The following is a 23,636-nucleotide window of genomic DNA, read 5'->3' on the forward strand; positions in this document are numbered from 1 at the left end:
TCAATTCCGCAACACCAGACACGCCCCACCGGCCTGCCGCAACCGATTGCAGGTCAATGTCGCCTCGCGCAGGCTCTGCGCCGGAAGCCTGACCCGGTAGAAGCGGCCCCTGCCCCGTCCCGGCACGGCCGAGCCCAGGATCATGGTGGGCTTGCCTGACAGCAGCGAAGCGAAGCGCGCGGCGACACGCTGATAGGAGGCGATGGCCCGCGCCTTCGAGGTGTTGCCGGCGAGCTGCACGCCGAACGGCCCATAGGCGCCCTCGACCAGCACGGCCGGCGTCGTGATGCGGATCGAAGCCACCGTGGTGAGGCAATCGGTCTCCTCGCGCGTCGCCGGCGGCGGCGTTTCGCCTGCGCCCAATCGCCATTCCTCGACGGGGCGGCCGGTGATGAAACGGACATAGGCCTGCGTCTCATAGGGCAGCATGCCGCCACGCTCGACCCAGCGCGCGACACGGTTCGGCCCGCCGTTGTAGGCGGCAGCGGCAAGGCCGAGATTGCCGAACTGGTTCTTCAGCGCCGCGAGGAAGGCGGCCGAATGCGGGATCGCCGCCTCCGGATCGAACGGGTCGGCAAGGCCGCGCTCATTCGCCGTGCCCGGCATGAACTGGGCGATGCCCTGCGCCCCGGCCGGGCTGACGACGTTCGGCCGGAAACTGCTCTCGCGCCAGATCAGGCGCGTGAAGAAGGCGACCGGCAGGCCATGCGTCTTCGCGGCGCCTTCGATCAGGCGGCAGATGGTCTGGGCCACACTCTCGGTCTGCGGCTCGGCCAAAGCCGGGCCGCCGAGCAGCGTGGCGGCGAGCGCCGCGACGAGGATGCGGCGCCGCCCTGCCCTCACGCGGCGTCGAGCGCCTGGGCGAGATCCGAGATCAGGTCCTCGATATTCTCGATGCCGACCGAGATGCGGATCAGTGCGTCGGTGAGGCCGATCTCCTCACGCAGTTCCCGGGCGACGCCGGAATGGGTCATCGCGGCGGGATGCGAGACCAGCGTCTCGGTGCCCCCTAAGCTGACCGCGAGCTTCATGATCTGCAGGTTATCGAGCACGGCGAAGGCTTCCTTCTCGCCACCCTTGACGTCGAAGGCGAACGTCGAGCCGGGCTGGGTGCATTGCCGGTCGAACACGGCCTTGCGCGGGTCGCCCTCCGCGAGATCGCCGAGATAATGGACCTTAGCGATCTTCGGATGCTTGCGCAGATAGTCGGCGACCTTGCGGCCATTCTCGTTGGCGCGATGCATGCGGATGTCGAGCGTCTCGAGCGAGCGCATCAGCATCCAGCAGGAGTTCGGATCGAGCTGCGTGCCGAGCGAGCCGCGCCAGCTCTTCACCTGCCGCACCAGCGCCTTCGAGCCGCTGATCGAGCCGCCGACGAGATCGCTGTGGCCGCCGACATATTTGGTCAGCGACAGCAGGGTCAGGTCGGCACCGTGCTTCAGCGGCTTCTGGAAGATCGGGCCAAGCATGGTGTTATCGACCACGACCGGCGGACGATGCCCCTGCGACGTCTCCAGCTCGTCGGCGATCGCCTTGCAAGCCGAGAGATCGACGAGGCCGTTGGTTGGGTTGGCCGGGGTCTCGACAAGGATCATCGCGACCCGGCCCTTGGCAGCGGCGTCCTGCGCGACCTTGCGCATCTGGGCGACATCGACGCCGTCGGTGAAGCCGAAGGGCGTGACGCCGAAGGCACCCATCTGGTTCTTCAGCAGCGTCTCGGTGCCGCCATAGAGCGGTCGGCTGTGGACGATGGTGTCGCCCGGTCGCAGGAACGCGAAGCAGGTCGTCGCGATCGCCGCCATACCGCTGGCGAAGACGGCGCAGGCTTCCGCCTCGTCCCAGATCGCCAGGCGATCCTCTAGGATCTCCATGTTGGGATGGTTAAAGCGCGAATAGACCAGGCCCGACTTCTCGCCCGGCTTGAGCTGGCGGCGGCCGGAGGTCAGGTCGAAGAAGTCCTTGCCCTGCTGAGCGTTCTCGAAGACGAAGGTCGAGGTCAGGAAGACCGGCGGCTTGAGCGCGCCTTCCGACATGGCCGGCGAATAGCCATAGCCCATCATCAGCGTCTCGGGGTGGAGCCGGCGGTTGGCGATCCGGTCCTTGTGGTAATTGTCGTCGCTCATGACTGCCTCCTCGCCGGCCGATACGGCCTGGTGACGCGAGCCTAGGACGATCCTAAGGCCATTGCATGAACGATCACCCGTGCTCTAGAGCAAGATTTTGCAGCTTCCTGCTCGAAGATCAGCGCGAAGGAGCAGATCATGCTCGATACGATCGACCGCCGCATGCTCACCCTGCTGCAGGAGGATGGCCGCATCACCAATCAGGACCTCTCCGAGAAGGTCGGCCTGTCGCCGACGCCCTGCCTGCGCCGGCTGAAGCGACTGGAAGAGACCGGCGTCATCAGGGGCTATTCGGCGATCGTCGACCCCAAGGCCTATGGCCTGCCCTTCAGCGTCTTCGTCTCGGTCCGGCTCAGCCAGCAGAACACGGAGCAGATCGCCGAGTTCGAGAAGGCGGTCGAGACCTGGCCCGAGGTCGCGGAGTGCTATCTGATGACCGGCAGCCAGGACTATCTGCTGCGCGTGCTGACCGACGGCATCGAGGGCTATGAGCGCTTCCTCAAGCAGAAGATGACACGGCTGAAATGCGTCCAGTCGGTCGAATCCAACTTCGCCCTGGCCACGATCAAGAAGCGCGTCGGCCTGCCGCCGCTGTAGCCGGGCACGCGCAAGGAACGATCCAGATCACATGCCGACGCGGCAGGGCCGCCATGTGGCCAGGAGCGGTGGCCGGCCTCCACTCTCCCCCTAAGCTCCCCCGGCAAGGCCCGTCGCCAAAGACGGGCCGCACGGAGGAACACCATGAGCAGAGCAGATCGCGCCCACGGCGCAGCGTCGCTGTTTGCCATTGCCGCCGTCACCATCGCCGGATGCCTGCCCGCGAAGGCCGAGCTGTCCAGCGCCGTGAAGCGCTCCGAACAGACGGTCGCCGGGCTGCAGGGGCCGGCCGAGCTGATCCTCGATCAATGGGGCGTGGCGCACATCTATGCCGCCTCGTCCCGCGATGCCCTCTTCCTGCAAGGCTACAATGCGGCGCGCGACCGGCTCTGGCAGATCGATCTCTGGCGCAAGCGCGGGCTCGGGCTGCTGGCCAAGGATTTCGGCCCGTCCTATGTCGCGCAGGACCGCGCCGCCCGGCTCTTCCTCTATCGCGGCAAGATGGACAAGGAATGGGCCGCCTATGGCCCTAACGCCAAGGCCTATACCGACGCCTTCGTCGCCGGCATCAATGCCCGCGTCGACGAGGTGCGGGCCGGCAAGCAGCCGCTGCCGCTCGATTTCCGCGTCTCCGGCACCTTGCCGGATCGCTGGAGCGCCGAGGATGTGGTGCGCATCCGCAGCCACGGCCTGACCCGCAATGTGCTATCCGAGGTGGTGCGGGCTCGCGTCGCCTGCGCCGCCGGCATCGAGGCCGACCGCTTCCGGCGCGTGCTGGAACCGAGCGTGAAGACCACGGTGCCCGATGGGCTCGATCCCTGCGCGATCAAGCCTGATATCCTCGACGACTACAATCTGGCGACCCGCGACGTCACCTTCGCCGCGCCCGGCGAGAAGCGCGCTGCGCTCGACCGCGACGCCATCTTCGCCGCGGCCGGCGACAGCGTCTCGACCATAGGCTCGAACAACTGGACGATCGCCGCCAGCCGCACCGCGACCGGCCGGCCGATCCTGGCCAACGATCCGCACCGCGCCCATGGCGTGCCGTCGCTGCGCTATGTCGTGCATCTCAACGCGCCGGGTCTTTCGGTGATCGGCGCCGGCGAGCCGGCCCTGCCCGGCATCTCGATCGGCCACAACGGCGAGATCGCCTTCGGCCTGACGATCTTCGCGATCGACCAGGAGGACCTCTACGTCTACGAGACCAACCCGGCCAATCCGAACCAGTATCGCTATGGCAGCGGCTGGGAGGAGATGAGGACCGTCAGCGAGACGATCGAGGTCAAGGGCGAGGCGCCGCGCCAGATCGAGCTCAAATTCACCCGCCACGGCCCGGTCATGAAGGCCGAGCCCGAAGAGAAGCGCGCCTTCGCCATCCGCACGGTCTGGTTCGAGCCGGGAACCTCGGCCTATTTCAACTCGGCCGAATACATGACGGCGAAGGACTGGCCTGGCTTCAAGAAGGCGATGGCCGAATGGGGCGCGCCCTCCGAGAACCAGGTCTATGCCGACAACAAGGGCAATATCGGCTGGATCGTCGGCGGGCGCGCGCCGCAGCGGCCGAACCATGACGGCCTGATGCCGGTGCCTGGCGATGGCCGCTATGAGTGGACCGGCTTCCTCAAGGCCGGCGAATTGCCCGAGGTCTACAACCCGACCGAGGGCTTCTTCGCCACCGCCAACGAGATGAACATCCCGAAGGACAATCCGCTGCTGGCCAAGCGCATCGGCTACGAATGGTCCGATCCCTCGCGGATCAACCGGATCAAGGCCGTGCTCGGCACCGAGAACAAGGTGACGCTCGCCGACGCGATGGCCCTGCAGAACGACGACAATTCCGAGAATGCCCGCAAGCTCGCCGCACTGCTGGCACCGCTGTCGTCGGACGATCCGGTCACGGCCGAAGGCCTGAAGCTGATCAAGGGCTGGAACCAGGAGATCGCGGTCGACAGCGCTGCTGCTGCTTTGTCCGAGGTCTGGATGAGCAAGCATCTCGGGCGCGCCCTGACGGCCAAGGCAGTACCTGAGAAGGCGCGCATCGTCATTGGCCCGCTCGATGTCGCGGCGGTGGTCGCTTATCTCGAAGCGCCCGACAACGCGCTCGGCACCGACCCGAAGGCAGCGCGCAATGCCTTGCTGCTCGAGACGCTGAAAGCGGCGATGGAGGAGTTGCGGCAGACGCTCGGCCCGGACACGGCGACATGGAACTGGGGCAAGATTCACTACGCCCAGTTCGATCATGCCCTGTCGCCGCTCGCCGGCGGCCCGGATCGGGCACAGCTCAATGTCGGCCGGCTCGCCATGGGCGGCTCGGCCTTCAGCCCGCGCGCGGCCTCCTACCGCATCTCCGACTTCAGGGTGATCGCAGGCGCCTCGTTCCGCATGGTGCTGGATGTCGGCAACTGGGACGACAGCCGCTTCATCAATACGCCGGGCCAGTCGGGCGACGCCTACAGCCCGCATTATCGCGATCTCGCCCCGCTCTGGGCTGCCGGCGATTATGCGCCGCTGCTCTATTCGCGCGAGGCGATCGAAAAGGCGGCGCGCTCGGTCATCGCGCTCAAGCCGGCCGGCTGACGCGGCAAGACCCAGGGACGGAGGCTCCCGCCTCCGTTCTCAGGAGCGCGCCCGGTCGATGGCGCGGCGTACGACCTGCGTCACTTCGCTGTTCGACAGGAAGAGGTCGTGGCGCAGCAGGCTCCAGCCGCGGCCGGCCGTGTCGGCGACGCGCACGCCGAGCTGCTCCAGCCGCTCGCGATCGGCGGCGCCGGCGCGGGCGACGCCGCCGGCGATGCGCGAGGAGATCGCCAGCGCCTTGTCGCCGGGATCGATGATCACGGTCATGCGCTGGGCGATCGGCCCGAGCCGCGGCACAGTTTGCTCGAAAGCGTCGATGTCGACATCGGGCGAGGCCAGCACGACGGCCCCGATCCGGTCGGACAGCCCCTCGAAATCACGGAGCTCGCGCAGACCTTCCATGGTCAGGAAGCTGCCCATCGAATGCGCGACGATGTTGATCCGCCCGATCGTCGGGTTGGCGACCAGCGCCTTCAGCGTCTGGACGAAGCCGTCACGCGACCAGAGCGCACTTTCGCGATCATAGGCATAGGCGAGCAGGCCGCCGCCGGACGGCCAGGTGAACAGCGCCGTGCGCCCCTCGAAGGCGAGCGCATGCGAAAGCTGGCCGGCGCTGCGTGCGGCCGATTCGAAGGTCTCGTTGAAGCCGTGGACGTAGAGCAGCACGTCGCGGCCGGTCGCAGCGTCCGAGAAGGCGCGGGCGGCATCGCTCGCACTGCGCCGGGTCACGCCGAGCACGGCCCAGTCACCGCTGACGACGGAGCTCACCTGCGCAGCGACGCCGCGGCCTGGCGCCGACAGCCTGACCTCGGCGAAGGTCAGCCCGGTGCCGCGCTCCGAGCCGAAATAGGGTGCGCGATCGCCCATCGGCTTGCGGGTGGTCGCAACCAGAAGCTGCGGCTCCTTGCCGAAGCTGGACGAATCCGCCGGCCCGACGAAAGGCGAGACGGAGGCTTCGCTCTGCGCGCAACCGGCCAGTCCCGCCCCGAGCAGGGCGACGAAGGAGCGGCGTGAAACGGCGTATCGCGAAGGCGAGGTCACTGGCGAGGTCCAGGATTGGGGGCGTGCGGACCTTCTGGCCGCCAACCCTTAAGGCCTGATCAACGCGGCCAGAATTGGGCAGTCATTTGTCGCGCGCGGCGAAGGATGGCGAGGCCTTTGAGTCGAGCCCAAGCATGCTGCCGCTCATGCTGCCATCGAGACCATCGTCGCCGAGCCGCTTGCCGATCATTTGAACGATGCGCGGTGTCGTCGCGAACTTGCCGTGATTGTAGTCGTCGCTGCTGCGGTCTTTCGAGAGATCGATGATCGTCGCCCCGGCCTTGCGCAGATCGGCGACGACGTCGGTATCCTTCTCCGAGATCGCCCCGAGCCTGGCCTTGTCCCCGGCGAACTGGCGCGAGAAGTCGAGTGCGCGATCGTCCGAGGAGACGAAGACGGTCACCGGCCGCCTGATCGTGGCGAGTTGGGTCTTGAACACGTCGAGATCGATGTCGGGCGCCGCAAGCATGACGTTGCGCAGCTTGCCGCCGAAGCTGCCGTCGCCGCGGATCGCCGCCTGGCGCAGGGTCTCGGCCGTCAGCAGCGTCCCCATCGAATGCGCGAGGATGTCGAAACGATTGGCGCCGAGGTCACGAGCGATCACGCGCAGGCCGGTCTCGAGCGCATCGCGCGAGAAGTCGGCGCTGTCGCGATCATAGGGATAGGCGAGCACCCGGGCACGCGAAGGCCAGGTAAACAGCACAGGTACGCCCTTGAAGCCGGAATCGGTGACGATCTGGGCGAAGCGAAATGCGGCGTCGGCGAAATTGGTGTTGAAGCCGTGGACGAAGACCAGCACCTCGCGCTCGCTTGGCGGGCGCCGGGCGACCTCCGCCCGCACCTGCTTCAGGATTTCCGGCTCGGTCAGCCGCTCGACGGCGCTGACGGTGAAATGGCTTGCCGGATCGCCGGCGCTGGTGACGCTGCCCGGCAACTCGACCTGGCCGACCTGATGGGCGCGCGGAACGCTGATATCGAGCCGGGCGAAGCCGACCGAAGGGCTGCGCTCCCCGCTGAAATATTCGGGCTGCCCGGTCGTGGCGCGCGAGGTCGCGACGAAGATGCGGACCGTACCGACGGTGTCCTCGGGCTTCGCCGCCGAAACCACCAGAACACGCGGCGGGCCACCGCAGGCGGCGAGCACGAGCGAAAACAGTGAGACGAGAACGACAAACCGCAAGCCGGACACGCGACAGGCTCTCCGCACCCCGCGGGACTCGTCTCACCCTCCTCGCCGCTTGGCAAGAGTGGGGATGACGGCCTGGGCCGCCGAAAGCCTCGCTTCCGTTGCGGGCGCTCGCTTGCTACCAGCGGGCATGGTCGATCTCACGGCGCTCGGCGATGCGATTCTCAAGGGCGAGCGCGCCGCGCTGGCACGGGCGATCACGCTCGCGGAAAGCCGGCGCGCCGACCATCGCGAACAGGCGCAGGCCCTGCTCTCGCGACTGCTGCCACATACTGGCAAAGCGATCCGGGTCGGCATCACCGGCGTTCCTGGCGTCGGCAAGTCGACGACGATCGACGCGCTCGGCAGCTATCTGACCGGCCAGGGCCACAAGGTCGCTGTGCTCGCGGTCGATCCGTCATCGACACGCAGCGGCGGCTCGATCCTCGGCGACAAGACCCGGATGGCCCAGCTCGCCATCGACCCGAACGCCTATATCCGCCCCTCGCCCTCCTCCGGGACGCTGGGCGGCGTCGCAGCCAAGACGCGCGAGACCATGCTGCTCTGCGAAGCCGCCGGCTTCGACGTCATCCTGGTCGAGACGGTCGGCGTCGGCCAGTCGGAGACGGCGGTGGCCGACCTCACCGATTTCTTCCTGGTGCTGATGCTGCCCAATGCCGGCGACGAATTGCAGGGCATCAAGAAGGGCATCATCGAGCTCGCCGACATGCTGGCGGTCAACAAGGCCGATGGCGAGGGCGCGACCGGCGCGCGCGCCGCAGCCGCGCAATACAAGGCGGCGCTGCACATCCTCGCGCCGGCCTCGCCACTCTGGTCGACGCCGGTGGTGACGATCTCCGGCCTGACCGGCGCCGGGCTCGATGCACTCTGGGCCAAGATCGAGGAGCACCGCGCCCGTTTCGAGGCCAAGGGGCTGATCGCGGAGAAGCGCCGGCGGCAGGACGTCAAATGGATGTGGGCGATGGTGCAGGACCGGCTGCAAGCCAAGCTCCGGCACGATCCGGCGCTGAAGGCGCGCACGCCAAAGCTGGAAGCGGCCGTCGCCGCCGGCGAGATGGCGCCGACCGCCGCCGCCGCCGAGATCGCCGGAGCGCTCGGCTTGTAATCGGCAGTCGTGCCAGAGGTCGCGGCATGTCTCTTGAAGGCTCTGCGGCATGATGGAGGCTTCGATGACGCTTTCGCGCCGCGCCTGGCTGCGGACGGCCCTTTTCGGCACGCTCGGAGCCTCCGCGGGTCCCGTGATGGCACAGGCGCCGCGCCCGAGCACGCCAGCTCCGCTCGGCATGCTCGGGCTCGAGGCGGCACAGTTCGGCTTGCGCCCCGGCTCCGCCGAGGATCAGTCGCGTGCTCTCCAGGCCGCGCTGGTCGAGGCGGTGAAGCGCGATGCGCCGCTGATCGTCGCGCCCGGCCGCTATCGCATCGCCAATGTCGTGCTGCCGGAGAACGCCCGGGTGATCGGCGTTCCCGGCGCGACGCAATTTATCGCGGCGCAGGCCGGGCCGATGCTGGTGGCGCGGCGGATCAAGCGGGCCGCCATCGCCGGAATCATGCTGGACGGGCTCGACATCAAGCTTGGCCAGCGGATCGGCCTGCTCAATGCCGAGGAGGTGCTCGATCTCGCGCTGTCCGACTGCGAGTTCGCCAATGCCGGCTCGGTCGGGCTGACGCTCAACCGCACGGCCGCGCGCATCGAGCGCAACCGCTTCCGTTCGATGCGGGATTCGGCGCTGTTCTCGCTCGATTCGCGTGGGCTCTCGATCGAGGCCAACACGGTCGAGGATTGCGGCAACAACGGCATCCAGCTCTGGCGCAGCCAGGCCGGTGACGATCAGAGCCTCATTCGCGGCAACCGGCTCAACCGCATCCGCAGCGATGCCGGCGGCGACGGTCCGAACGGCAACGGCATCAGCCTCTTCCGCGCCGGCGGCGTCGTGATCGAAGGCAACACGCTGCGCGACTGTGCGCTGACCTTCATCCGCAACAATTCCGGCTCGAACGTGCAGATCCTCGGCAATCAGGGCCGGCGCTGCGGCGAGACGGCGCTCTACTCGGAATTCGCCTTCGAGGGCGCGATCATCGCCAACAACCTGATCGAGGACTGCGCACAGGGCGCCAGCGTCACCAATCTCGATCATGGCGGACGGCTCGCGGTCGTCGCCAACAACATCATCCGGAACGCCCAGAAGGGGCTGGCGCCGAAGGGCAAGGAGCCTGTCGGCGGCTCGGGCCTGCATGTCGAGGCGGAGGCGGCCGTCACCGGCAACGTCATCGAGAACGCCAGCGATGTCGGCATCACGCTCGGCTGGTCCTGGGCGATGCGCAACCTCGTCGCCACCGGCAACGTCATCAGGCGAACCGGCATCGGCATCACGGTTTCGCTCGTTCCCAAAGAGCGCAATGCGCTGATCGCCAACAATGTGATCAGCGAGGCGAAGCTCGGCGCGGTCGTCGGCACCGAATTCGGCAAGGCGGTGACGGGCGACCTGACCAAGGGCGAGGACAAGCGCGCCGCCGGCATCCGGGTCGAGGGCAATTCGGTCAGCTGACGCTCGCGGCCCTCATTGGCCCCAGTGCCATCACCGCCTCCTCCACGCTGTGGAACACGTGCTCCGCCCCGATCTCGGCGGTCACGCCGAAATCCCGCAAGGCCTGGAGCGCGCGCACCGACTCGGCCCGGGCGATGGCGAAGGTTCCGCCCTGCGTCCGGCAGGCCGCCGCCACGGCCAACAAGCCTTGCGCCGCCGTATAATCGATGGCCGGGATGCCGCCGGCATCAAGGACGAGCAAGGTCGGCCTGCGCTCGGCCAGTAGCGCCAGCACGCCGCGCCGGAAGATCTCGGCATTGGCAAAGAGCAGCGGCGCCGGGAAGGCGATCACGAGCACACCATCGACCTGCTCGACCTGGTGGCCGGGCTCAGGCGGCCACCAGATCGTCGTGCCGGGGATGCGCAACTGCTCGATCGGCTCGCTGCGCGTCGTCATCCAGACCCCGTGCAGCAGCGACAGGCCGATCCCGACGGCGACGCCCGTCTCCACAGGCAGCCAGACGATCGCAATGGCCGTGAGCACGACGAGCGCAAATTCGGAGCGGGACTGACCGGCGATCCGCCGGATGACCTCCACCCGGACGATGCGCTGCGCCACGAAGAGCAGCACGCCGGCCAGCGCCGCCACCGGCACCTGTGCCAGAAGCGAACCGCCCGCGACCGCAAGCGCCAGCACGATCAGCGCCGCCGTCGCCGCGGCGAGCTGCGAGCGCCCGCCGCTTTCGGCCACCACCGCCGTCCTTGGCGGGCTCGCATTGACCGGAAAGGTGCTGGCCAGCCCGGCGAAGAGGTTCGCGGCGCCAAGGCCGATGAAATCCCGGTCGACCTTCGGCTCGGCACCATCCGGATCGCGAAAGGAGCGGCTGACGGTGGCCGTCTGCATCATCACCACCAGCGCGATGACCAGGGCGAGTGGAACGAGGCTGCGGATATCGGCCCAGTCGAGTTCGGGTGGCGCCAAGCTCGGCCAGCCCGTGGGCAAGGCGCCGAGCACCGCGACGCCGTGCGTCTCCAGCCGAAAGAGTACAACCGCCGCCGTTGCTCCCGCCAGCCCCAACAGCGCCCCTGGCACGCGTGGCGCGTGGCGCTCGCACAGATCTACCATTGCGAATGTCGCGACACCGATCGCCGGCGAGATCGGGTTGATTCCGCCAAGTCCGCGCCAAAGCGCTGCGAACTGGTCGGCGATGTGATGGCCGCCGCCGGGAATGCCGAGCAGGCCGGGGAGCTGGGATACGGCGATGTGGACGGCGATGCCGGCGAGGAAGCCGGTCAGCACCGGCACGGACAACAGATCCGCGATCCAGCCGAGCCGGAGCAGGCCGGCGACGATGAGTGTCGAACCGACCAGCAGGGCGAGCAGGGTCGCAGAACCCGCCGGGATAGCTCCGCCCGCCGCCAATGCCGCGAGCCCGCTGACGAAGATCGGAGTGATCGTCGAATCGGCGCCGGCCGTCAGCAGGCGGCTTGCGCCGAACACGACGAAGCCGAGCGTCGCTGCGACGAAGGCATAGAAGCCGACCTGCGGCTCGAAACCGCCGAGCCGCGCCGTCGCCATCTGCTCGGGGATGGTGATCGCCGCCAGCGTCAGCCCGGCAAGCAGGTCGCGGCCGAAGGCGCCGGCGCGGCCGGGCGCAGAAGCATTCTCATCTGGTGTTGGAGCAGGCGGCATCGCGCGGGACCGGAAGCGGGCGGCGACCCTCGCGCCGGCACGCCTTCGCCGTCAAGCACGCGACCGCAGCGCCTCCGCAGCACGGACACGACCCACCTCGATGCCGTTCCAGTTCTTCATGATCGTCTCGCGGAAGGGCGCGAAAGCCGCTTCATCGCCGCCCTGCCGCGGCAGGAAGCGCTCGACCAGCGCGGCCATCGCGATCTCGGTGGCGCGGCCGGCGCCGTCATCGCATTTCAGCGCGATGCCGTAGCCGAGCTCGGGCAGCGTGCCGCAATAGACGCCTTCGGCCCCGGTCTTGATGAAGGCGCGGGCGCCGAAGACTTCCATGAAGCGGGTGTCGAAGCGTCCGGTGCCGGCGACCATGAACGGGTTGGCGGCGACCGCCTCGCGGATGCGCCGCGCCGCCTCTGCCCGCCTGGGGCCGAAGCCATTGCCGGTGCCGAAGCGGGCGAAGCCGAGCGCCAGCGCCTTCAGCGGCACGGCATAGGTCGGGATCGAGCAGCCGTCTGTGCCGGAGAGTTCGGCCTTGTGCGCGGCGCCGGTCACCTCCTCCAGCGCGGCGCGAACCGCCTGCTGGACTGGATGCGTGCCCTTCACATAGCCGGCCGGGTCCTCGTCGAGGCCGCAGGACAGGCAGATGAAGCCGGCATGCTTGCCGGAGCAGTTGTTGTTGAGCGCGCTCGGCTCGCGCCCCGCCTGGGCGAGCGCTCGCGCAGCCGCCTCGCCCATCGGCCAATGCGCACCGCATTCCAGGCAGCCCGCGTCGCGGCCGGCCTTCTTCAGCATCGCCAACGAGGTTTCGGCATGGCGCTCCTCGCCGGAATGCGAAGACACCGCGAGGGCGATCTCGGCCGGGGTCAGGCCGTAACGGTCGGCGGCGCCGCTCTCGAGCAGCGGCAGGGCCTGCAGCGCCTTGACCGCCGAGCGCGGAAAGACGGGATGCTCGACGTCGCCCAGCGAGAAGACCACCGCCCCGTCGGCATCGACGACGATCGCCGCGCCGCGGTGGCGCGATTCGACCGTGCTGCCACGGGTGACTTCGGCGAGAACGGGATTGTCCATGGTGGGCTCCGGCGCGATCGAGGCTGCGTCTTGTCGCGTTTGTCGCAGCCCCTGTCAAAAGACCTCGACCGGCCGGGTGCGCATGGCGCAAACTGGTTCCAAACCGAGCCGCCAGCTCCGGCCGCGGCACAGCAAGATCAGGACATGATGTCAGTCGATTACGAGACCGAATACAACAACCGCGCCCGTGTTCCCGAGCACCCCGGCATCATCGCCGGCTGGGCCCGCGACGCCGCCGCCTATCGCGAGGTCGCAGTCAGCGAGCGCGGCGTCCGCTATGGCGAGGGCCCGCGCCAGACATACGATCTGTTCAAGCCGGAAGACGTGAAGAGCCAGGCGATCGTGCTCTTCATCCATGGCGGCTACTGGCAGGCGCTCGATCCGAGCCACTTCTCGCACATGGCGCGCGGATTGAACCTGCGCGGTGTCCCCGTCGCCGTCGTTGGCTACGACCTCTGCCCGCAGGTCGAGGTCGGCCATATCGTCTGGGAGCTGCAGCAGGCTGCCGCGACGATCTGGCTGCGCTACAATCTGCCGGTGGTCGCGGTGGGGCATTCGGCCGGTGGCCAGCTTTCCGCCTGCCTGCTGGCGACGGGCTGGAAGAATGTCGATCCGATGCTTCCCGAGCAGATCGTGCCGGCTGCCTACGGCATCTCCGGCCTCTACAATCTGAAGCCGCTGACGGAGACCAGCATCAACAAGGCGCTCGGGCTGACGCTGGAGGGCGCCGAGCGCGAAAGCCCGCTGTTCTGGCCGGCGCCGTCCGGGCTCGTCATGGACGCGGTCGTCGGCGGGACCGAGAGCGCCGAATACCTCAGGCAGAGCCGCAGGTTGACCGATATCTGGGGCCTGGAAGGCGTGCGCACGCGCTATGAGGAGTTCGACGGCGCCAACCATTTCACGGTGATTGCCGGCCTCGCCGATCCTGACAGCGCCATGACGCGCCGCATCGCCGAACTCGCAGGCGCTTGACCCGATCGCAGCAGGCACTATCCAGAGGCGACAGGATTCCGGAGCCAAGCGATGCAGACCTTCTTCGTCGAGATCAAATGCAAGCTCGGCAAGACCTATGAGGTCGCCAGCGAACTCGCCGACCGCGAGATCGCTTCGGAGATCTACTCGACCGCCGGCAATTACGACATCCTCGCCAAGTTCCATGTCGCGGCCGATGTCGATATCGGCCATTTCGTTGCCCAGAAGGTCCAGTCGATCCCCGAGATCGCCGACACCCACACGATCATCACCTTCAAGGCGTTCTGAGCGCTACCTGATCGGCATGGTCAGGCCGTCCTCCGGCTGCATCGCAATCAGTAGATCGGCAAAGCGGCGCGCTGCCGGCGCGACCGAGCCGGCGGATGGAAACAGCAGCATCGTGCGATAGGCGATGGCCGGCGCGAAGCGGCGGGCGACCAGCCCGCGCAGGCCGCCGAGCGTCAGTGGAAACGGGTTCAGCAAGGCAAGGCCGACGCGCTGCCTGACCATCTCCGCGACGAAAACAGCCGCCGTCCCCTCTCCGACCAAACGGAGCGCCACGCCGGCATCGGCAAAAGCCTGCTCCACCTTGATGCGCTCGGGAAAGCGCCGCGCCAGGGCGATGATCGGCTCGTCGGCAAGGTCTTGCGGGCTCAGCACCTCGCGATCCGCGAGCGGGTGCTCCTCCGGCATCAGGACATGCGCGACGGCCTCGCGGATCGCTTCGCCGTGGATGCCGATATGCGAGGCCGACATGTCGACCAATCCCAGGTCGACCGCCCTGTCGGCAACTTGGGAGATCACTGTCGAGCTGGTGTCGATCTCGACATTCGCCACGACATCGGGCTCCTGCCGGCGGAATTCCGCCAGAACCGGCGGCAGGACGAACTGAGCCAGGGTCGGCGGGGTCGCGATGCGCAACACGCTGGCCTGGACGGCTTGCCCGGGCCAGCTGTTCAGCCTTTCGAGCGCCGCGAAGATCGGCTGCGCCTCTGCGTCGAGCGCAAAGGCATCTGCAGTGGGCACAAGCCTGCCGCCTTCGCGCGCGAACAGCGGGCGGCCGACATGGGCTTCCAGCGCGGCGAGCGCCCGCGACACGGCAGGCTGCGAAATCCCGAGCATCTGCGCTGCCGCCACCGTCTTGCGGGTGGCGATCATCGCCTGCAGCACTTCGAGTTCGCGCAGGCTCGGAGGACGGCGCCCGCTGGTCGATGCCGGCGGGCGGGCGGATCTTGCCGTGCTCGCCATGGTCCTGCCCACCCTATCCGCGCCTCGCATCCATCTATGCAGTCAGATTATATATTTCCACAAGCCGTATAATTTACAGGTATAAGAAATCGTTCTACAAACCCGGCCGGGCGAGAAGAGGGGCAGACCGGCCAATCCGGCGACTCGCCACCCGCGGCTCAGTTGTTAAAGATGGCGCCCCACAGCCATCGGGAGGTTCGGAATGAAAACGTTCAGCGCCAAGGGGCTGAAAGCTCTCAAGCTCGCCATTGTGGCAGCTCCGGTCATCGGCATCGCCGGCATCGCATCGGCTCAGGAGCTGAAGATCGGCCTGTCGGCCGAGCTCAGCTCGCTCGACCCGCACTACCATAACCTCACCCCCAACAACATGCTGGCGCGGCACATCTACGAGCCGCTGGTCGGGCAGGACGAGAAGCAGCAGCTGAAGCCGGGGCTCGCCGAGAGCTGGAAGGCGATCGACGACACGACCTGGGAATTCAAGCTGCGCAAGAACGTCACGTTCCATGACGGCTCGCCGTTCACGGCGGACGACGTGATCGCCACCATGCAGCGTGCCCCGAACGTGCCGAAGAGCCCGTCGAGCTTCAACGCCTATGTCCGCGGCAAGGAATTCACCAAGGTCGACGACCACACCATCCGGATCAAGACCACGGAGCCGGCTCCGCTGGTCCCGACCGACCTCTCGACCTTCGGCGTCATCTCGGCCAAGTGCAAGGACACGACCACCGAGGACTTCAACCTCGGCAAATGCGCCGCCGGCGGCACCGGCCCGTACAAGCAGGCCGAGTATGTCGCGGGCGACCGCGTCGTGCTGACCCCTAACGAGACCTACTGGGGCGGCAAGGAGCCGTGGTCGAAGGTCACCTTCAGGATGATCACCTCGGCGCCGACCCGCGTCGCGGCGCTGCTCGCCGGCGATCTCGACGTGATCGAGAACGTGCCGACCTCGGACGTCGCCCGCCTCAAGGGCGATGCCAAGCTCAACGTCTCGAGCACGGTCTCGAACCGGGTGATCTATTTCCACATGGATCACTTCCGCGAGGTCTCGCCCTTCATCAAGGGCAAGGACGGCTCGGAGATCAAGAACCCGCTGCGCAACCTCAAGGTCCGCCAGGCGCTGTCGATGGCTATCAACCGCCCGGGCATCGTCGAGCGCATCATGGAGAAGGAGGCGATCCCCGCCGGCCAGCTCCTGCCCGACGGCTTCTTCGGCACCTCCAAGAAGCTGAAGCCGGTCGCCTTCGACCTCAATGGCGCCAAGAAGCTGCTCGCGGAGGCCGGTTACCCGAACGGCTTCAAGATGAAGCTGCACGGGCCGACCAACCGCTATCTCAACGACACCAAGATCATCGAAGCCGTCGCGCAGATGTTCTCGCGCCTCGGCATCGAGACCGAGGTCGAGACGCTGCCGTCGGCGAACTTCTTCACCCGCGCCTCGCAGGGCGGCCAGGGCAATGTGCCGGAGTTCTCCTTCATCCTGGTCGGCTGGGGCGCCGGCACCGGTGAATCCTCGGATTCGCTGAAGGCGCTGCTCGCCACCTTCGATCCGAAGAAGGGCATGGGCGCGACCAATCGCGGCCGCTACTCCAACCCGGCCTTCGACGCCAAGCTGGACGAGGCCCTGCGCACCGTCGACGACGCCAAGCGCGACGCCGCTCTGGCGGAGGCGATGGAGATCAGCATGAACGATGTCGGCCTGATCCCGACGCATTACCAGCTGAACACCTGGGCCTCGCGCAAGGGCGTCAAGGTGCAGGCCCGCACCGACGAGTACACGCTCGCGACCGGCATTCGTAAGGACTGACCGGGCCCGTCGATCCGGTCCGGACCGGCTTGAAGCCCGATCCGGACCGCGCGACACTCTTTTCTTGTTGAAATGCGAAGACGTCACCCCGTCGGCCCCGCCGAATGGGGTGATGTTCCGCACTCCGCTCCGGAAGGCACCGGACCATGCTGGCATTCGTCCTGCGCCGCCTGGCGCAAGCTCTCTTCGTCATCGCGGCGATGCTCGTGATCGTCTTCTTCGGCGTGAATGTCGTCGGCGATCCCATCTACATGCTGATCTCGCCCGAGATGGACCAGCAGCAGATCGCCGAGACGGCGCGCGCGCTCGGGCTCGACCGGCCGATCTGGGAACAGTTCCTGGTCTTCCTGAAGAACGCCGCCCAGGGCGATCTCGGCCGCTCCTTCGTCCATGGCGAATCCGCGATCAAGCTGATCCTCAGCCGCATGCCGGCGACGCTGGAGCTCGCCTTCGTCGCGCTGGCGATGGCGGTCGTGATCGGCCTGCCGCTCGGCCTCTATGCCGGCCTGAAGCCGGAGAGCCGGCTGTCGCGCTTCATCATGGCGGTCTCGATCCTCGGCTTCTCGCTGCCGACCTTCTGGGTCGGCCTGATGCTGATCCTGACCTTCGCGGTCGGCCTCGGCTGGCTTCCGGCGACCGGGCGCGGGCCGACGGTCTCGATCCTCGGCTTCGAGACCTCGCTGCTGTCGCTCCAGGGCTGGAAGCATGTCGCCCTGCCGGCGTTCAACCTGGCGCTGCTCAAGATCTCGCTGGTCATCCGCCTGGCGCGGGCCGGCGCACGCGAGGCGGCGTTGATGGACTACGTCAAGTTCGCCCGGGCCAAGGGCCTGTCGCAGAGCCGGATCATCGGCGTCCACATCCTCAAGAACATCATGATCCCGATCGTCACCGTGCTCGGTCTGGAGTTCGGCTCGCTCGTCGCCTTCTCGGTGGTGACCGAGACGATCTTCGCCTGGCCGGGCATGGGCCGCCTGCTGCTGGAGGCGATCACCCGGCTCGATCGGCCGGTGATCGTCGCCTATGTCATGGTCGTCGTCGTGCTGTTCGTCACCATCAACCTCCTGGTCGACCTGGTCTATTCGGCGCTCGACCCACGCGTACGCCTGACGGAGGCGACATCATGAGCGACGCCGCTTTGCCCACTGCCGCACCGCCCGTCGAGGCCAAGGAGGAGACGCCGTTCCGGCGCTTCGTCCGCTCCTTCATCGAGGACCGGCTTGCGCTGTTCGGGCTCGCCCTCTTCATCCTGATCGTGCTGCTCGCCCTCGCCGCCCCGCTGATCGCGCCGCAGAACCCCTATGACCTCGCCAGCGTCGACGTGATGGATTCGCGCCAGCCGCCAGGCTCGGTCTCGGGCGAGGGCTTCACCATGTGGCTCGGCTCGGACGGCGTCGGTCGCGACCTGCTCTCGGGCATCCTCTACGGCCTGCGCATTTCGCTGATGGTCGGCGCCTTCTCCGGCATCCTGGCGGCGAGCCTCGGCGCGGCGATCGGCCTGATCGCCGCCTATGCCGGCGGGCGCACCGAGAACGCGATCATGCGCCTGGTCGACCTTCAGCTTTCCCTGCCCTCGGTGCTGGTCGCACTGATCCTGGTCGCGGGCCTCGGCAAGGGCGTCGACAAGATCATCATCGCGCTGGTGATGGTGCAGTGGGCCTACTACGCCCGCACCGTGCGCGGCTCGGCCCTGGTCGAGCGGCGCAAGGAGTATGTCGAGGCGGCGCAGTCGCTGGGCTTGTCGCATGCCCGCACCGTCTTCCGCCACATCCTGCCCAACTGCCTGGCGCCCGTGATCGTCATCGTCACCGTGCAAACGGCCCATGCGATCTCGCTGGAGGCGACGCTGTCCTTCCTCGGCGTCGGCCTGCCGCAGACCGAGCCCTCGCTCGGCGTGCTGATCGCCAACGGCTTCCAGTACATGCTCTCGGGCAGCTACTGGATCTCGGTCTTCCCCGGCTTTGCGCTGCTGATGACGATCGTCTCGATCAACCTGGTCGGCGACCGCCTGCGCGACGTGCTCAACCCGCGACTGGAGAAGTGAGCATGGCGCCAGTTCTCGAAGTCACCAACCTCAAGACCCATTTCTTCACCCGCGCCGGCACGGTGAAATCGGTCGACGGCGTCTCCTTCCATGTCGACCGCGGCGAGGTGCTCGGCCTCGTCGGCGAATCCGGCTCGGGCAAATCGGTCACCGGCTTTTCGGTGATGGGCCTGATCGACCCCCCCGGCAAGATCGTCGAGGGCTCGATCAGGCTCAACGGCAAGGAGCTGGTCGGGCTCGACGAGGAGGGCTTCCGCAAGGTCCGCGGCCGCGAGGTCGCGATGATCTTCCAGGACCCGATGATGACGCTGAACCCGGTCCTGCGCGTCGATACGCAGATGATCGAGGCCGTCACCGCCCATGACAAGGTTTCGCACAAGGCGGCGCGCGAGCGCGCCCGCGACGCGCTCGCCAAGGTCGGCATCCCCTCACCCGAGGAGCGGCTCAACGCCTATCCCCACCAATTCTCCGGCGGCATGCGCCAGCGTGTCGCGATCGCGATCGCCCTGCTGCACCGCCCGCCCCTGATCATCTGCGACGAGCCGACCACCGCGCTCGACGTCACCATCCAGAGCCAGATCCTGGCGGAGATGCAGTCGCTCTGCGCCGATACCGGCACGGCTTTGGTCTGGATCACCCATGATCTCGGCGTCGTCGCCGGCCTCGCCGACCGGATCGCGGTGATGTATGCTGGCCGCATCGTCGAGACCGGCGCTGTCGATCCGGTGCTCGACACACCCCTCCACCCCTATACCAACGGTCTGCTCGGTTCGCTGCCGGCCGAGGGCGAGCCCGGCGCGCCCTTGCGCCAGATCAGAGGCTCGACGCCGTCGCTGGCGCGCCTGCCGCAAGGCTGTGCCTTCGCAGCCCGCTGTGATTACGCGCAGGCCGACTGCCACGCCAGCGCGCCCGACGTCACCCCGTTCGCGGGCGAGCGCGGGGTGCGCTGCCACCATCCGCTGAACCTCGCCGGAGTCGCGGCATGAGCACGCCGATCCTCACCCTCGAAGGCGTCTCGAAGCGCTTCACCAAGCCACTCGACGCCGCCTCGAAATTCGCCAACCTGCTCGGCGCCAACTACAGCGAGCAGACCGTCCACGCCGTCGACAGCGTCGACCTCTCGATCCGCCAGGGCGAGGTCGTCGGGCTCGTCGGCGAGTCCGGTTGCGGCAAGTCGACCCTCGGGCGCGTCGTCGCCGGCGTTCATCATGCCAGCTCCGGCCGCGTCTCCTGGCGCGGCCGCTATACCGACAAGATGTCGTCGGAGGAGCGCAAGGCGGCGACGCTCGCGATCCAGATGATCTTCCAGGACCCGATGTCCTCGCTCAACCCGCGCCTGCGCGTCACCGACATCGTCGGCGAGGCGCCCGTCGTGCACAGGCTGGTGCCGAAGGCGCAGCAGGACGCCTATGTCGCCGAGATGCTCGACCGGGTCGGCCTCGACTCGACCTATCGCCGCCGCTACCCGCACCAGTTCTCAGGCGGACAGCGCGCCCGCATCGGCATTGCCAGGGCGCTTGCGGTCAAGCCGCAGTTCCTCGTCTGCGACGAGAGCGTCGCCGCACTGGATGTATCGATTCAGGCCCAGGTCCTGAATCTTTTCATGAAGCTGCGCGACGAACTTAACCTGACTTATCTTTTCATTAGCCATGATCTCTCGGTGGTCCGCCACCTCTCCGACCGCGTCGTAATCATGTATCTCGGCCGCGTCGTCGAGGCGGCGCCGGCAAGCGAATTGTTCAAGGGCCCGCAGCACCCTTACGCGCAGGCGCTCCTCGCCAACGTCCCGACGATCAGCGCCCGCAAGAAGCGCTTCGCTCCGCTGAAGGGCGAGATCCCCTCGCCGCTGCATCCGCCCTCCGGCTGCCATTTCCACCCGCGCTGCCCGCAGGCGGGGCCGCGCTGCAGGGCCGAGCGCCCGGCACTGAAGGAGATCGCGACGGGCCATGTCGCCGCCTGCCATCTGCACGATGGCGGCGTCGGCGCGCTGGCGGCCTGAGGGCTCCCTTTAGAGTGGTGAGAGCTGCCAGGCATACTGATAGCGCCCGTATTGGGTGCTGGTGACGCCGTTGCGCTGCGTGCCGGGGAACTCCTCCGGCGGCGTCACCACCGTCACCCTGAAGACGCCTGTCTTGCCCGGCTTCAGCAGGCCCATATGGACGGCGGCCGCGCCGATCGTCGAATCGCCGCTGTAGACATCGGTGCCCCAGAGCTGGCCTTCCAGAACGCCCGTGACGCGGAAATAGTAGACGGCGCCGACCTTCTCGCAGAGCCCGTGCATGTTGGTCGGCGCATCCGAGGCGATGGAGTTCTGCTCCAGCAGCGTCTTGAGCTGCCGGCGCGACAGCTTTCCGCGCTTGTCGAAATAGGCGACGAGATCCTGAACCACCTTCACGATGCGCCTCCCGCTTGCATGACGACGACCCGCCCATAGGCGGGCTGAAACGAGGATGAAGCTTTCGGCAAGGCCCACAGCACCGCGTAAGGGACAGCCTCGTTGGGGTAGGTGATGTCGCCGTCGGTGATGACGATAGCCGAGGTCACGCGTGGATCGTCCGCCAAGGCGTCGAGCGCCGGCGTCAGGTCGCTGCCGCCATAGCCACTGATCTGGTAGTCGGCGAGCGCCGCCGGCGAGAGCACTTCGTCGGAGGTGACGACGGTGTCGCACTGAACGACGCGGATCTCGTCGACCCCGGCCGCATCGCAGAAATCGGCGATGGCGCCCAGTGCCTTCGGAATGTCGTCGCTCATCGAGGCGCTAGTGTCGAGGATGACGTTCAGCATCCAGGAATGGCGTTTACGGCCGGGCATCACGACGTCGCCGTAGTCGTTGCCGCGGCGGGACGCACGATTGAAGGTGCGCTCGCCGGGCGCCGCGCCTTCGAGCCAGGCCTGCAGCGCGATATGCCAGGGCGTGTGGAAGAAACCGCGCTGCGCCAGCACGCTTTGCTGCTGGCCGCCCGGGCTGTCGCCCCTGCCGCGCAGGGCCCCCATCGCCTTTGCCAGCACCATGCCGCGGGCCGCAAGATCGCGGACCGCCCGCGCCCGCTCGGCCTGGTCGGCGCTGTCCTCGGGGAAAAGCTCGCGCTCGCGCCGGGCGTCGAGCGCATCGCCCATCGCCCCGGGAGGCGCCTGACGCGCCGCGCCGAGCACTTGCTCGACGGTGACGGCCTGCCCCTCCCAGACTTGAGTCCGCGAGGACATGTAGCTGCCGGTGCGGCGCATCTCCAGCACGATGTCCTCGGCCGAGCGCTCACGTGCGCCCTGCATATCGAGCCCGCCAGCCGGGATCTTGGTGGTGCCGAGCGCATGCCGCAGCATGTCGTTGATGATGTAGTCGTGGGCATAATTGAACTCGAGCGTGGCGCTGCCGCGGGCCCTGTCATGGGTCCGCAGCGCCAGGTGCAGGAGTTCGTGGGCGAGCACGAAGACGAGATCGTCGCCGGAGAGCCTGGCGGTGAAGGACGGGTTCGCCAGCAGCCGGCCGGAGGCGAAGACCCCCATGGTCGGCACGCGCTCGTCGATCTCGACGCGCACGGCGGCGGCAAGCCCGGCCAGATGGGGGAACGGCACCGTCACCAGCCGCAGGCCCCGCATGATCCGCGCATGGGTGGCGCGGTTGGCAACCGAAAGATCGGGCGCCGTGCTCATGCCGCAACCTTCCGCAGGAGGTCGTACATGGCCCGGTCCGCGCCGAGCGCCCCCCAGACCTCCACCATGTCGTTGAGCACGAGCAGCTGATGCTCCTGCGACAGGCTGCGCAGGAAGCGGTTGATCACCACCGACTTCATGCCTTCCGCGCGCCCGTCCCTGACGAACTGGCGGATGCAATCGAGGATGAACCAGCGGGCGGAATCCCCCTTGGGCAGCAGCTCGGGCTTGCGCAGATAATCCTCGAGCGGGCGCACTGCACCGATCGAATCCTCGGCGAGCGCGCAGAATACCACGGCGTCTTCCGGCGAGAGCCGGCCGAAGGCGAGCGCGCGCCGCAAGTCATTGCTGAGGAAGCCGGCCTTCTCGGCCATGTCGAGCGCTCGTGACAGCAATGTCCAGGCGCGCGGTGTCGAGAACGGCACAGGCTCGGCCGGCACCGGCCGCATCAGTGCATCGGGGATCGTCCCGATGAAGCTGCGAATCTCGCTCCGCACGCCGGCACGCTGGGCCCAGGCGAGCCAATCTGCGGTATCGACGCGCAATTGCAGGATGGTGACACGGTTGACCAGTGCCGAGCTCATCGCCCGCACCAATGCGCGGTCCTGCAGCCGGTTGCCGGCGGCGACGACCCATGTGCCCTTCGGCAGGGCATGCTCACCGAGCCGCCGCTCCAGCAGCAGCGAATAGAATGCCTTCTGGACATCGGGCGAGCAGGCCGGCAACTCGTCAAGGAACAGGCAGAACGGCTCCGGCTTCTCCGGCAGCAATACGCGCGGCGGGCAGAAGACCGAGCGCTCGCCGACGATGCGCGGAATGCCGCTGACGTCCTCGGGAGCGATCTGGGTGCCGAGCAGCGAGCGACAGGGCAGTCCCGCCTCACGCGCGGCTTCATAGACCAGCTCCGACTTGCCGAGTCCGGGCGGCGAGAGCAGCAGGAAGCTCTGCTCATGCGCCATGCACTGGATCAGCTGCTTGGCCTGTCGCAGCGAGACGACTTCCTCGAAGGCGGAACGCGTCGCTTCCATCAACCCCTCCCAAAAGCGCCCCGTAAGGATCAGATCCACGGGTCCGGCGAGAGGTAGTCTGCAACAGCCGAGGCCGTTGAAATCA

General features: G+C 67.6%; 21 protein-coding genes. 11 read left to right on the plus strand and 10 right to left on the minus strand.

From position 1 onward, the window contains the following. Positions 1-843, minus strand: coding sequence for a lytic transglycosylase domain-containing protein (locus V7S63_RS06295; RefSeq protein WP_336529580.1), 843 nt, complete (start codon positions 841-843; stop codon positions 1-3). Next, the gene (locus V7S63_RS06300) at positions 840-2,123 is read right to left on the minus strand and encodes a cystathionine gamma-synthase family protein (protein WP_336529581.1); all 1,284 of its coding nucleotides are present in this window, start codon (positions 2,121-2,123) and stop codon (positions 840-842) included. Before V7S63_RS06300 ends, V7S63_RS06295 begins: the two co-directional genes overlap by 4 nt. A gap of 138 nt (positions 2,124-2,261) precedes the next feature. Between V7S63_RS06300 and V7S63_RS06305 the strand changes: the two genes are divergently transcribed. Next, positions 2,262-2,720: an Lrp/AsnC family transcriptional regulator gene (locus tag V7S63_RS06305; RefSeq protein ID WP_336529582.1), complete on the plus strand. Its 459-nt coding sequence runs from the start codon at positions 2,262-2,264 to the stop codon at positions 2,718-2,720. A gap of 144 nt (positions 2,721-2,864) precedes the next feature. Next, complete coding sequence (locus tag V7S63_RS06310) at positions 2,865-5,297, plus strand: penicillin acylase family protein (RefSeq protein ID WP_336529583.1); 2,433 nt, start codon at positions 2,865-2,867, stop codon at positions 5,295-5,297. A gap of 39 nt (positions 5,298-5,336) precedes the next feature. Here the strand turns inward: V7S63_RS06310 and V7S63_RS06315 are convergent, their stop codons facing one another. Continuing rightward, positions 5,337-6,338, minus strand: coding sequence for an alpha/beta hydrolase (locus tag V7S63_RS06315; RefSeq protein ID WP_336529584.1), 1,002 nt, complete (start codon positions 6,336-6,338; stop codon positions 5,337-5,339). Positions 6,339-6,420: 82 nt separating this feature from the next. After that, positions 6,421-7,527 carry an alpha/beta hydrolase gene (locus tag V7S63_RS06320; protein ID WP_336529585.1) on the minus strand — a complete coding sequence of 369 codons (1,107 nt, stop codon included), beginning with the start codon at positions 7,525-7,527 and terminating at the stop codon, positions 6,421-6,423. Positions 7,528-7,654: 127 nt separating this feature from the next. On the opposite strand from V7S63_RS06320, the gene meaB reads away from it, so the two are divergent. Both meaB and V7S63_RS06330 read left to right on the plus strand, forming a co-directional pair. Further along, positions 7,655-8,629, plus strand: a complete 975-nt coding sequence (gene meaB, locus V7S63_RS06325) for a methylmalonyl Co-A mutase-associated GTPase MeaB (protein WP_336529586.1) — start codon at positions 7,655-7,657, stop codon at positions 8,627-8,629. Between the two features lie 64 nt (positions 8,630-8,693). Continuing rightward, complete coding sequence (locus V7S63_RS06330; protein ID WP_336529587.1) at positions 8,694-10,070, plus strand: TIGR03808 family TAT-translocated repetitive protein; 1,377 nt, start codon at positions 8,694-8,696, stop codon at positions 10,068-10,070. Here V7S63_RS06330 and V7S63_RS06335 read toward each other — a convergent pair. Then, positions 10,063-11,742, minus strand: a complete 1,680-nt coding sequence (locus V7S63_RS06335; RefSeq protein WP_336529588.1) for a SulP family inorganic anion transporter — start codon at positions 11,740-11,742, stop codon at positions 10,063-10,065. The genes V7S63_RS06330 and V7S63_RS06335 overlap by 8 nt on opposite strands. Before the next feature lie 51 nt (positions 11,743-11,793). Next, entirely contained in the window at positions 11,794-12,807 is a 1,014-nt protein-coding gene (locus V7S63_RS06340) for an asparaginase (protein ID WP_336529589.1), read from the minus strand. Between the two features lie 144 nt (positions 12,808-12,951). Between V7S63_RS06340 and V7S63_RS06345 the strand changes: the two genes are divergently transcribed. Both V7S63_RS06345 and V7S63_RS06350 read left to right on the plus strand, forming a co-directional pair. Next, entirely contained in the window at positions 12,952-13,779 is an 828-nt protein-coding gene (locus V7S63_RS06345) for an alpha/beta hydrolase (protein WP_336529590.1), read from the plus strand. Between the two features lie 51 nt (positions 13,780-13,830). Beyond that, positions 13,831-14,067, plus strand: a complete 237-nt coding sequence (locus V7S63_RS06350; protein ID WP_038361355.1) for an Lrp/AsnC ligand binding domain-containing protein — start codon at positions 13,831-13,833, stop codon at positions 14,065-14,067. 3 nt (positions 14,068-14,070) lie between these two features. On the opposite strand, the gene V7S63_RS06355 is transcribed toward V7S63_RS06350, so the two are convergent. Continuing rightward, positions 14,071-15,027 (minus strand): LysR substrate-binding domain-containing protein, encoded by a 957-nt coding sequence (locus V7S63_RS06355; protein WP_158673279.1) that lies wholly within the window; start codon positions 15,025-15,027, stop codon positions 14,071-14,073. A 202-nt stretch (positions 15,028-15,229) separates the two neighbouring features. On the opposite strand from V7S63_RS06355, the gene V7S63_RS06360 reads away from it, so the two are divergent. From V7S63_RS06360 to V7S63_RS06380, 5 genes are all read left to right on the plus strand, one after another. After that, positions 15,230-16,831 carry an ABC transporter substrate-binding protein gene (locus V7S63_RS06360; protein ID WP_336529591.1) on the plus strand — a complete coding sequence of 534 codons (1,602 nt, stop codon included), beginning with the start codon at positions 15,230-15,232 and terminating at the stop codon, positions 16,829-16,831. A gap of 146 nt (positions 16,832-16,977) precedes the next feature. After that, positions 16,978-17,955 carry an ABC transporter permease gene (locus tag V7S63_RS06365; protein ID WP_336529592.1) on the plus strand — a complete coding sequence of 326 codons (978 nt, stop codon included), beginning with the start codon at positions 16,978-16,980 and terminating at the stop codon, positions 17,953-17,955. Continuing rightward, positions 17,952-18,872, plus strand: a complete 921-nt coding sequence (locus V7S63_RS06370; protein ID WP_336529593.1) for an ABC transporter permease — start codon at positions 17,952-17,954, stop codon at positions 18,870-18,872. The genes V7S63_RS06365 and V7S63_RS06370 overlap by 4 nt, the downstream gene beginning before the upstream one ends. Positions 18,873-18,874: 2 nt before the next feature. Continuing rightward, on the plus strand, positions 18,875-19,858 hold the full coding sequence (locus tag V7S63_RS06375; RefSeq protein ID WP_336529594.1) for an ABC transporter ATP-binding protein: 984 nt from the start codon (positions 18,875-18,877) through the stop codon (positions 19,856-19,858). Then, the gene (locus V7S63_RS06380; RefSeq protein ID WP_336529595.1) at positions 19,855-20,871 is read left to right on the plus strand and encodes an ABC transporter ATP-binding protein; all 1,017 of its coding nucleotides are present in this window, start codon (positions 19,855-19,857) and stop codon (positions 20,869-20,871) included. The genes V7S63_RS06375 and V7S63_RS06380 overlap by 4 nt, the downstream gene beginning before the upstream one ends. 9 nt (positions 20,872-20,880) lie before the next feature. Here the strand turns inward: V7S63_RS06380 and V7S63_RS06385 are convergent, their stop codons facing one another. Genes V7S63_RS06385 through V7S63_RS06395 form a run of 3 tightly spaced genes read right to left on the minus strand, consistent with a single transcriptional unit; the run spans position 20,881 to position 23,551 of the window. Then, entirely contained in the window at positions 20,881-21,267 is a 387-nt protein-coding gene (locus tag V7S63_RS06385) for an LCCL domain-containing protein (protein ID WP_091831099.1), read from the minus strand. Then, positions 21,264-22,523 (minus strand): vWA domain-containing protein, encoded by a 1,260-nt coding sequence (locus tag V7S63_RS06390; protein WP_336529596.1) that lies wholly within the window; start codon positions 22,521-22,523, stop codon positions 21,264-21,266. The genes V7S63_RS06385 and V7S63_RS06390 overlap by 4 nt, the downstream gene beginning before the upstream one ends. Next, the gene (locus V7S63_RS06395) at positions 22,520-23,551 is read right to left on the minus strand and encodes an AAA family ATPase (RefSeq protein WP_336529597.1); all 1,032 of its coding nucleotides are present in this window, start codon (positions 23,549-23,551) and stop codon (positions 22,520-22,522) included. Before V7S63_RS06395 ends, V7S63_RS06390 begins: the two co-directional genes overlap by 4 nt. Positions 23,552-23,636 lie beyond the last annotated feature (85 nt).

It is taken from the genome of Allobosea sp. CCNWLY174 (assembly GCF_037120455.1).
Classification (GTDB): domain Bacteria; phylum Pseudomonadota; class Alphaproteobacteria; order Rhizobiales; family Beijerinckiaceae; genus Allobosea; species Allobosea lupini.

What these genes read in the sequence shown, in the direction of transcription:
- meaB (WP_336529586.1), top strand. Translation starts at nt 7,655, where the DNA reads ATGGTCGATCTCACGGCGCTCGGCGATGCGATTCTCAAGGGCGAGCGC.
- V7S63_RS06360 (WP_336529591.1), top strand. Translation starts at nt 15,230, where the DNA reads ATGAAAACGTTCAGCGCCAAGGGGCTGAAAGCTCTCAAGCTCGCCATT.
- V7S63_RS06305 (WP_336529582.1), top strand. Translation starts at nt 2,262, where the DNA reads ATGCTCGATACGATCGACCGCCGCATGCTCACCCTGCTGCAGGAGGAT.
- V7S63_RS06380 (WP_336529595.1), top strand. Translation starts at nt 19,855, where the DNA reads ATGAGCACGCCGATCCTCACCCTCGAAGGCGTCTCGAAGCGCTTCACC.
- V7S63_RS06375 (WP_336529594.1), top strand. Translation starts at nt 18,875, where the DNA reads ATGGCGCCAGTTCTCGAAGTCACCAACCTCAAGACCCATTTCTTCACC.
- V7S63_RS06335 (WP_336529588.1), bottom strand. Translation starts at nt 11,742, where the DNA reads ATGCCGCCTGCTCCAACACCAGATGAGAATGCTTCTGCGCCCGGCCGC.
- V7S63_RS06310 (WP_336529583.1), top strand. Translation starts at nt 2,865, where the DNA reads ATGAGCAGAGCAGATCGCGCCCACGGCGCAGCGTCGCTGTTTGCCATT.
- V7S63_RS06300 (WP_336529581.1), bottom strand. Translation starts at nt 2,123, where the DNA reads ATGAGCGACGACAATTACCACAAGGACCGGATCGCCAACCGCCGGCTC.
- V7S63_RS06345 (WP_336529590.1), top strand. Translation starts at nt 12,952, where the DNA reads ATGATGTCAGTCGATTACGAGACCGAATACAACAACCGCGCCCGTGTT.
- V7S63_RS06370 (WP_336529593.1), top strand. Translation starts at nt 17,952, where the DNA reads ATGAGCGACGCCGCTTTGCCCACTGCCGCACCGCCCGTCGAGGCCAAG.
- V7S63_RS06340 (WP_336529589.1), bottom strand. Translation starts at nt 12,807, where the DNA reads ATGGACAATCCCGTTCTCGCCGAAGTCACCCGTGGCAGCACGGTCGAA.
- V7S63_RS06330 (WP_336529587.1), top strand. Translation starts at nt 8,694, where the DNA reads ATGACGCTTTCGCGCCGCGCCTGGCTGCGGACGGCCCTTTTCGGCACG.
- V7S63_RS06350 (WP_038361355.1), top strand. Translation starts at nt 13,831, where the DNA reads ATGCAGACCTTCTTCGTCGAGATCAAATGCAAGCTCGGCAAGACCTAT.
- V7S63_RS06355 (WP_158673279.1), bottom strand. Translation starts at nt 15,027, where the DNA reads ATGGCGAGCACGGCAAGATCCGCCCGCCCGCCGGCATCGACCAGCGGG.
- V7S63_RS06395 (WP_336529597.1), bottom strand. Translation starts at nt 23,551, where the DNA reads ATGGAAGCGACGCGTTCCGCCTTCGAGGAAGTCGTCTCGCTGCGACAG.
- V7S63_RS06390 (WP_336529596.1), bottom strand. Translation starts at nt 22,523, where the DNA reads ATGAGCACGGCGCCCGATCTTTCGGTTGCCAACCGCGCCACCCATGCG.
- V7S63_RS06365 (WP_336529592.1), top strand. Translation starts at nt 16,978, where the DNA reads ATGCTGGCATTCGTCCTGCGCCGCCTGGCGCAAGCTCTCTTCGTCATC.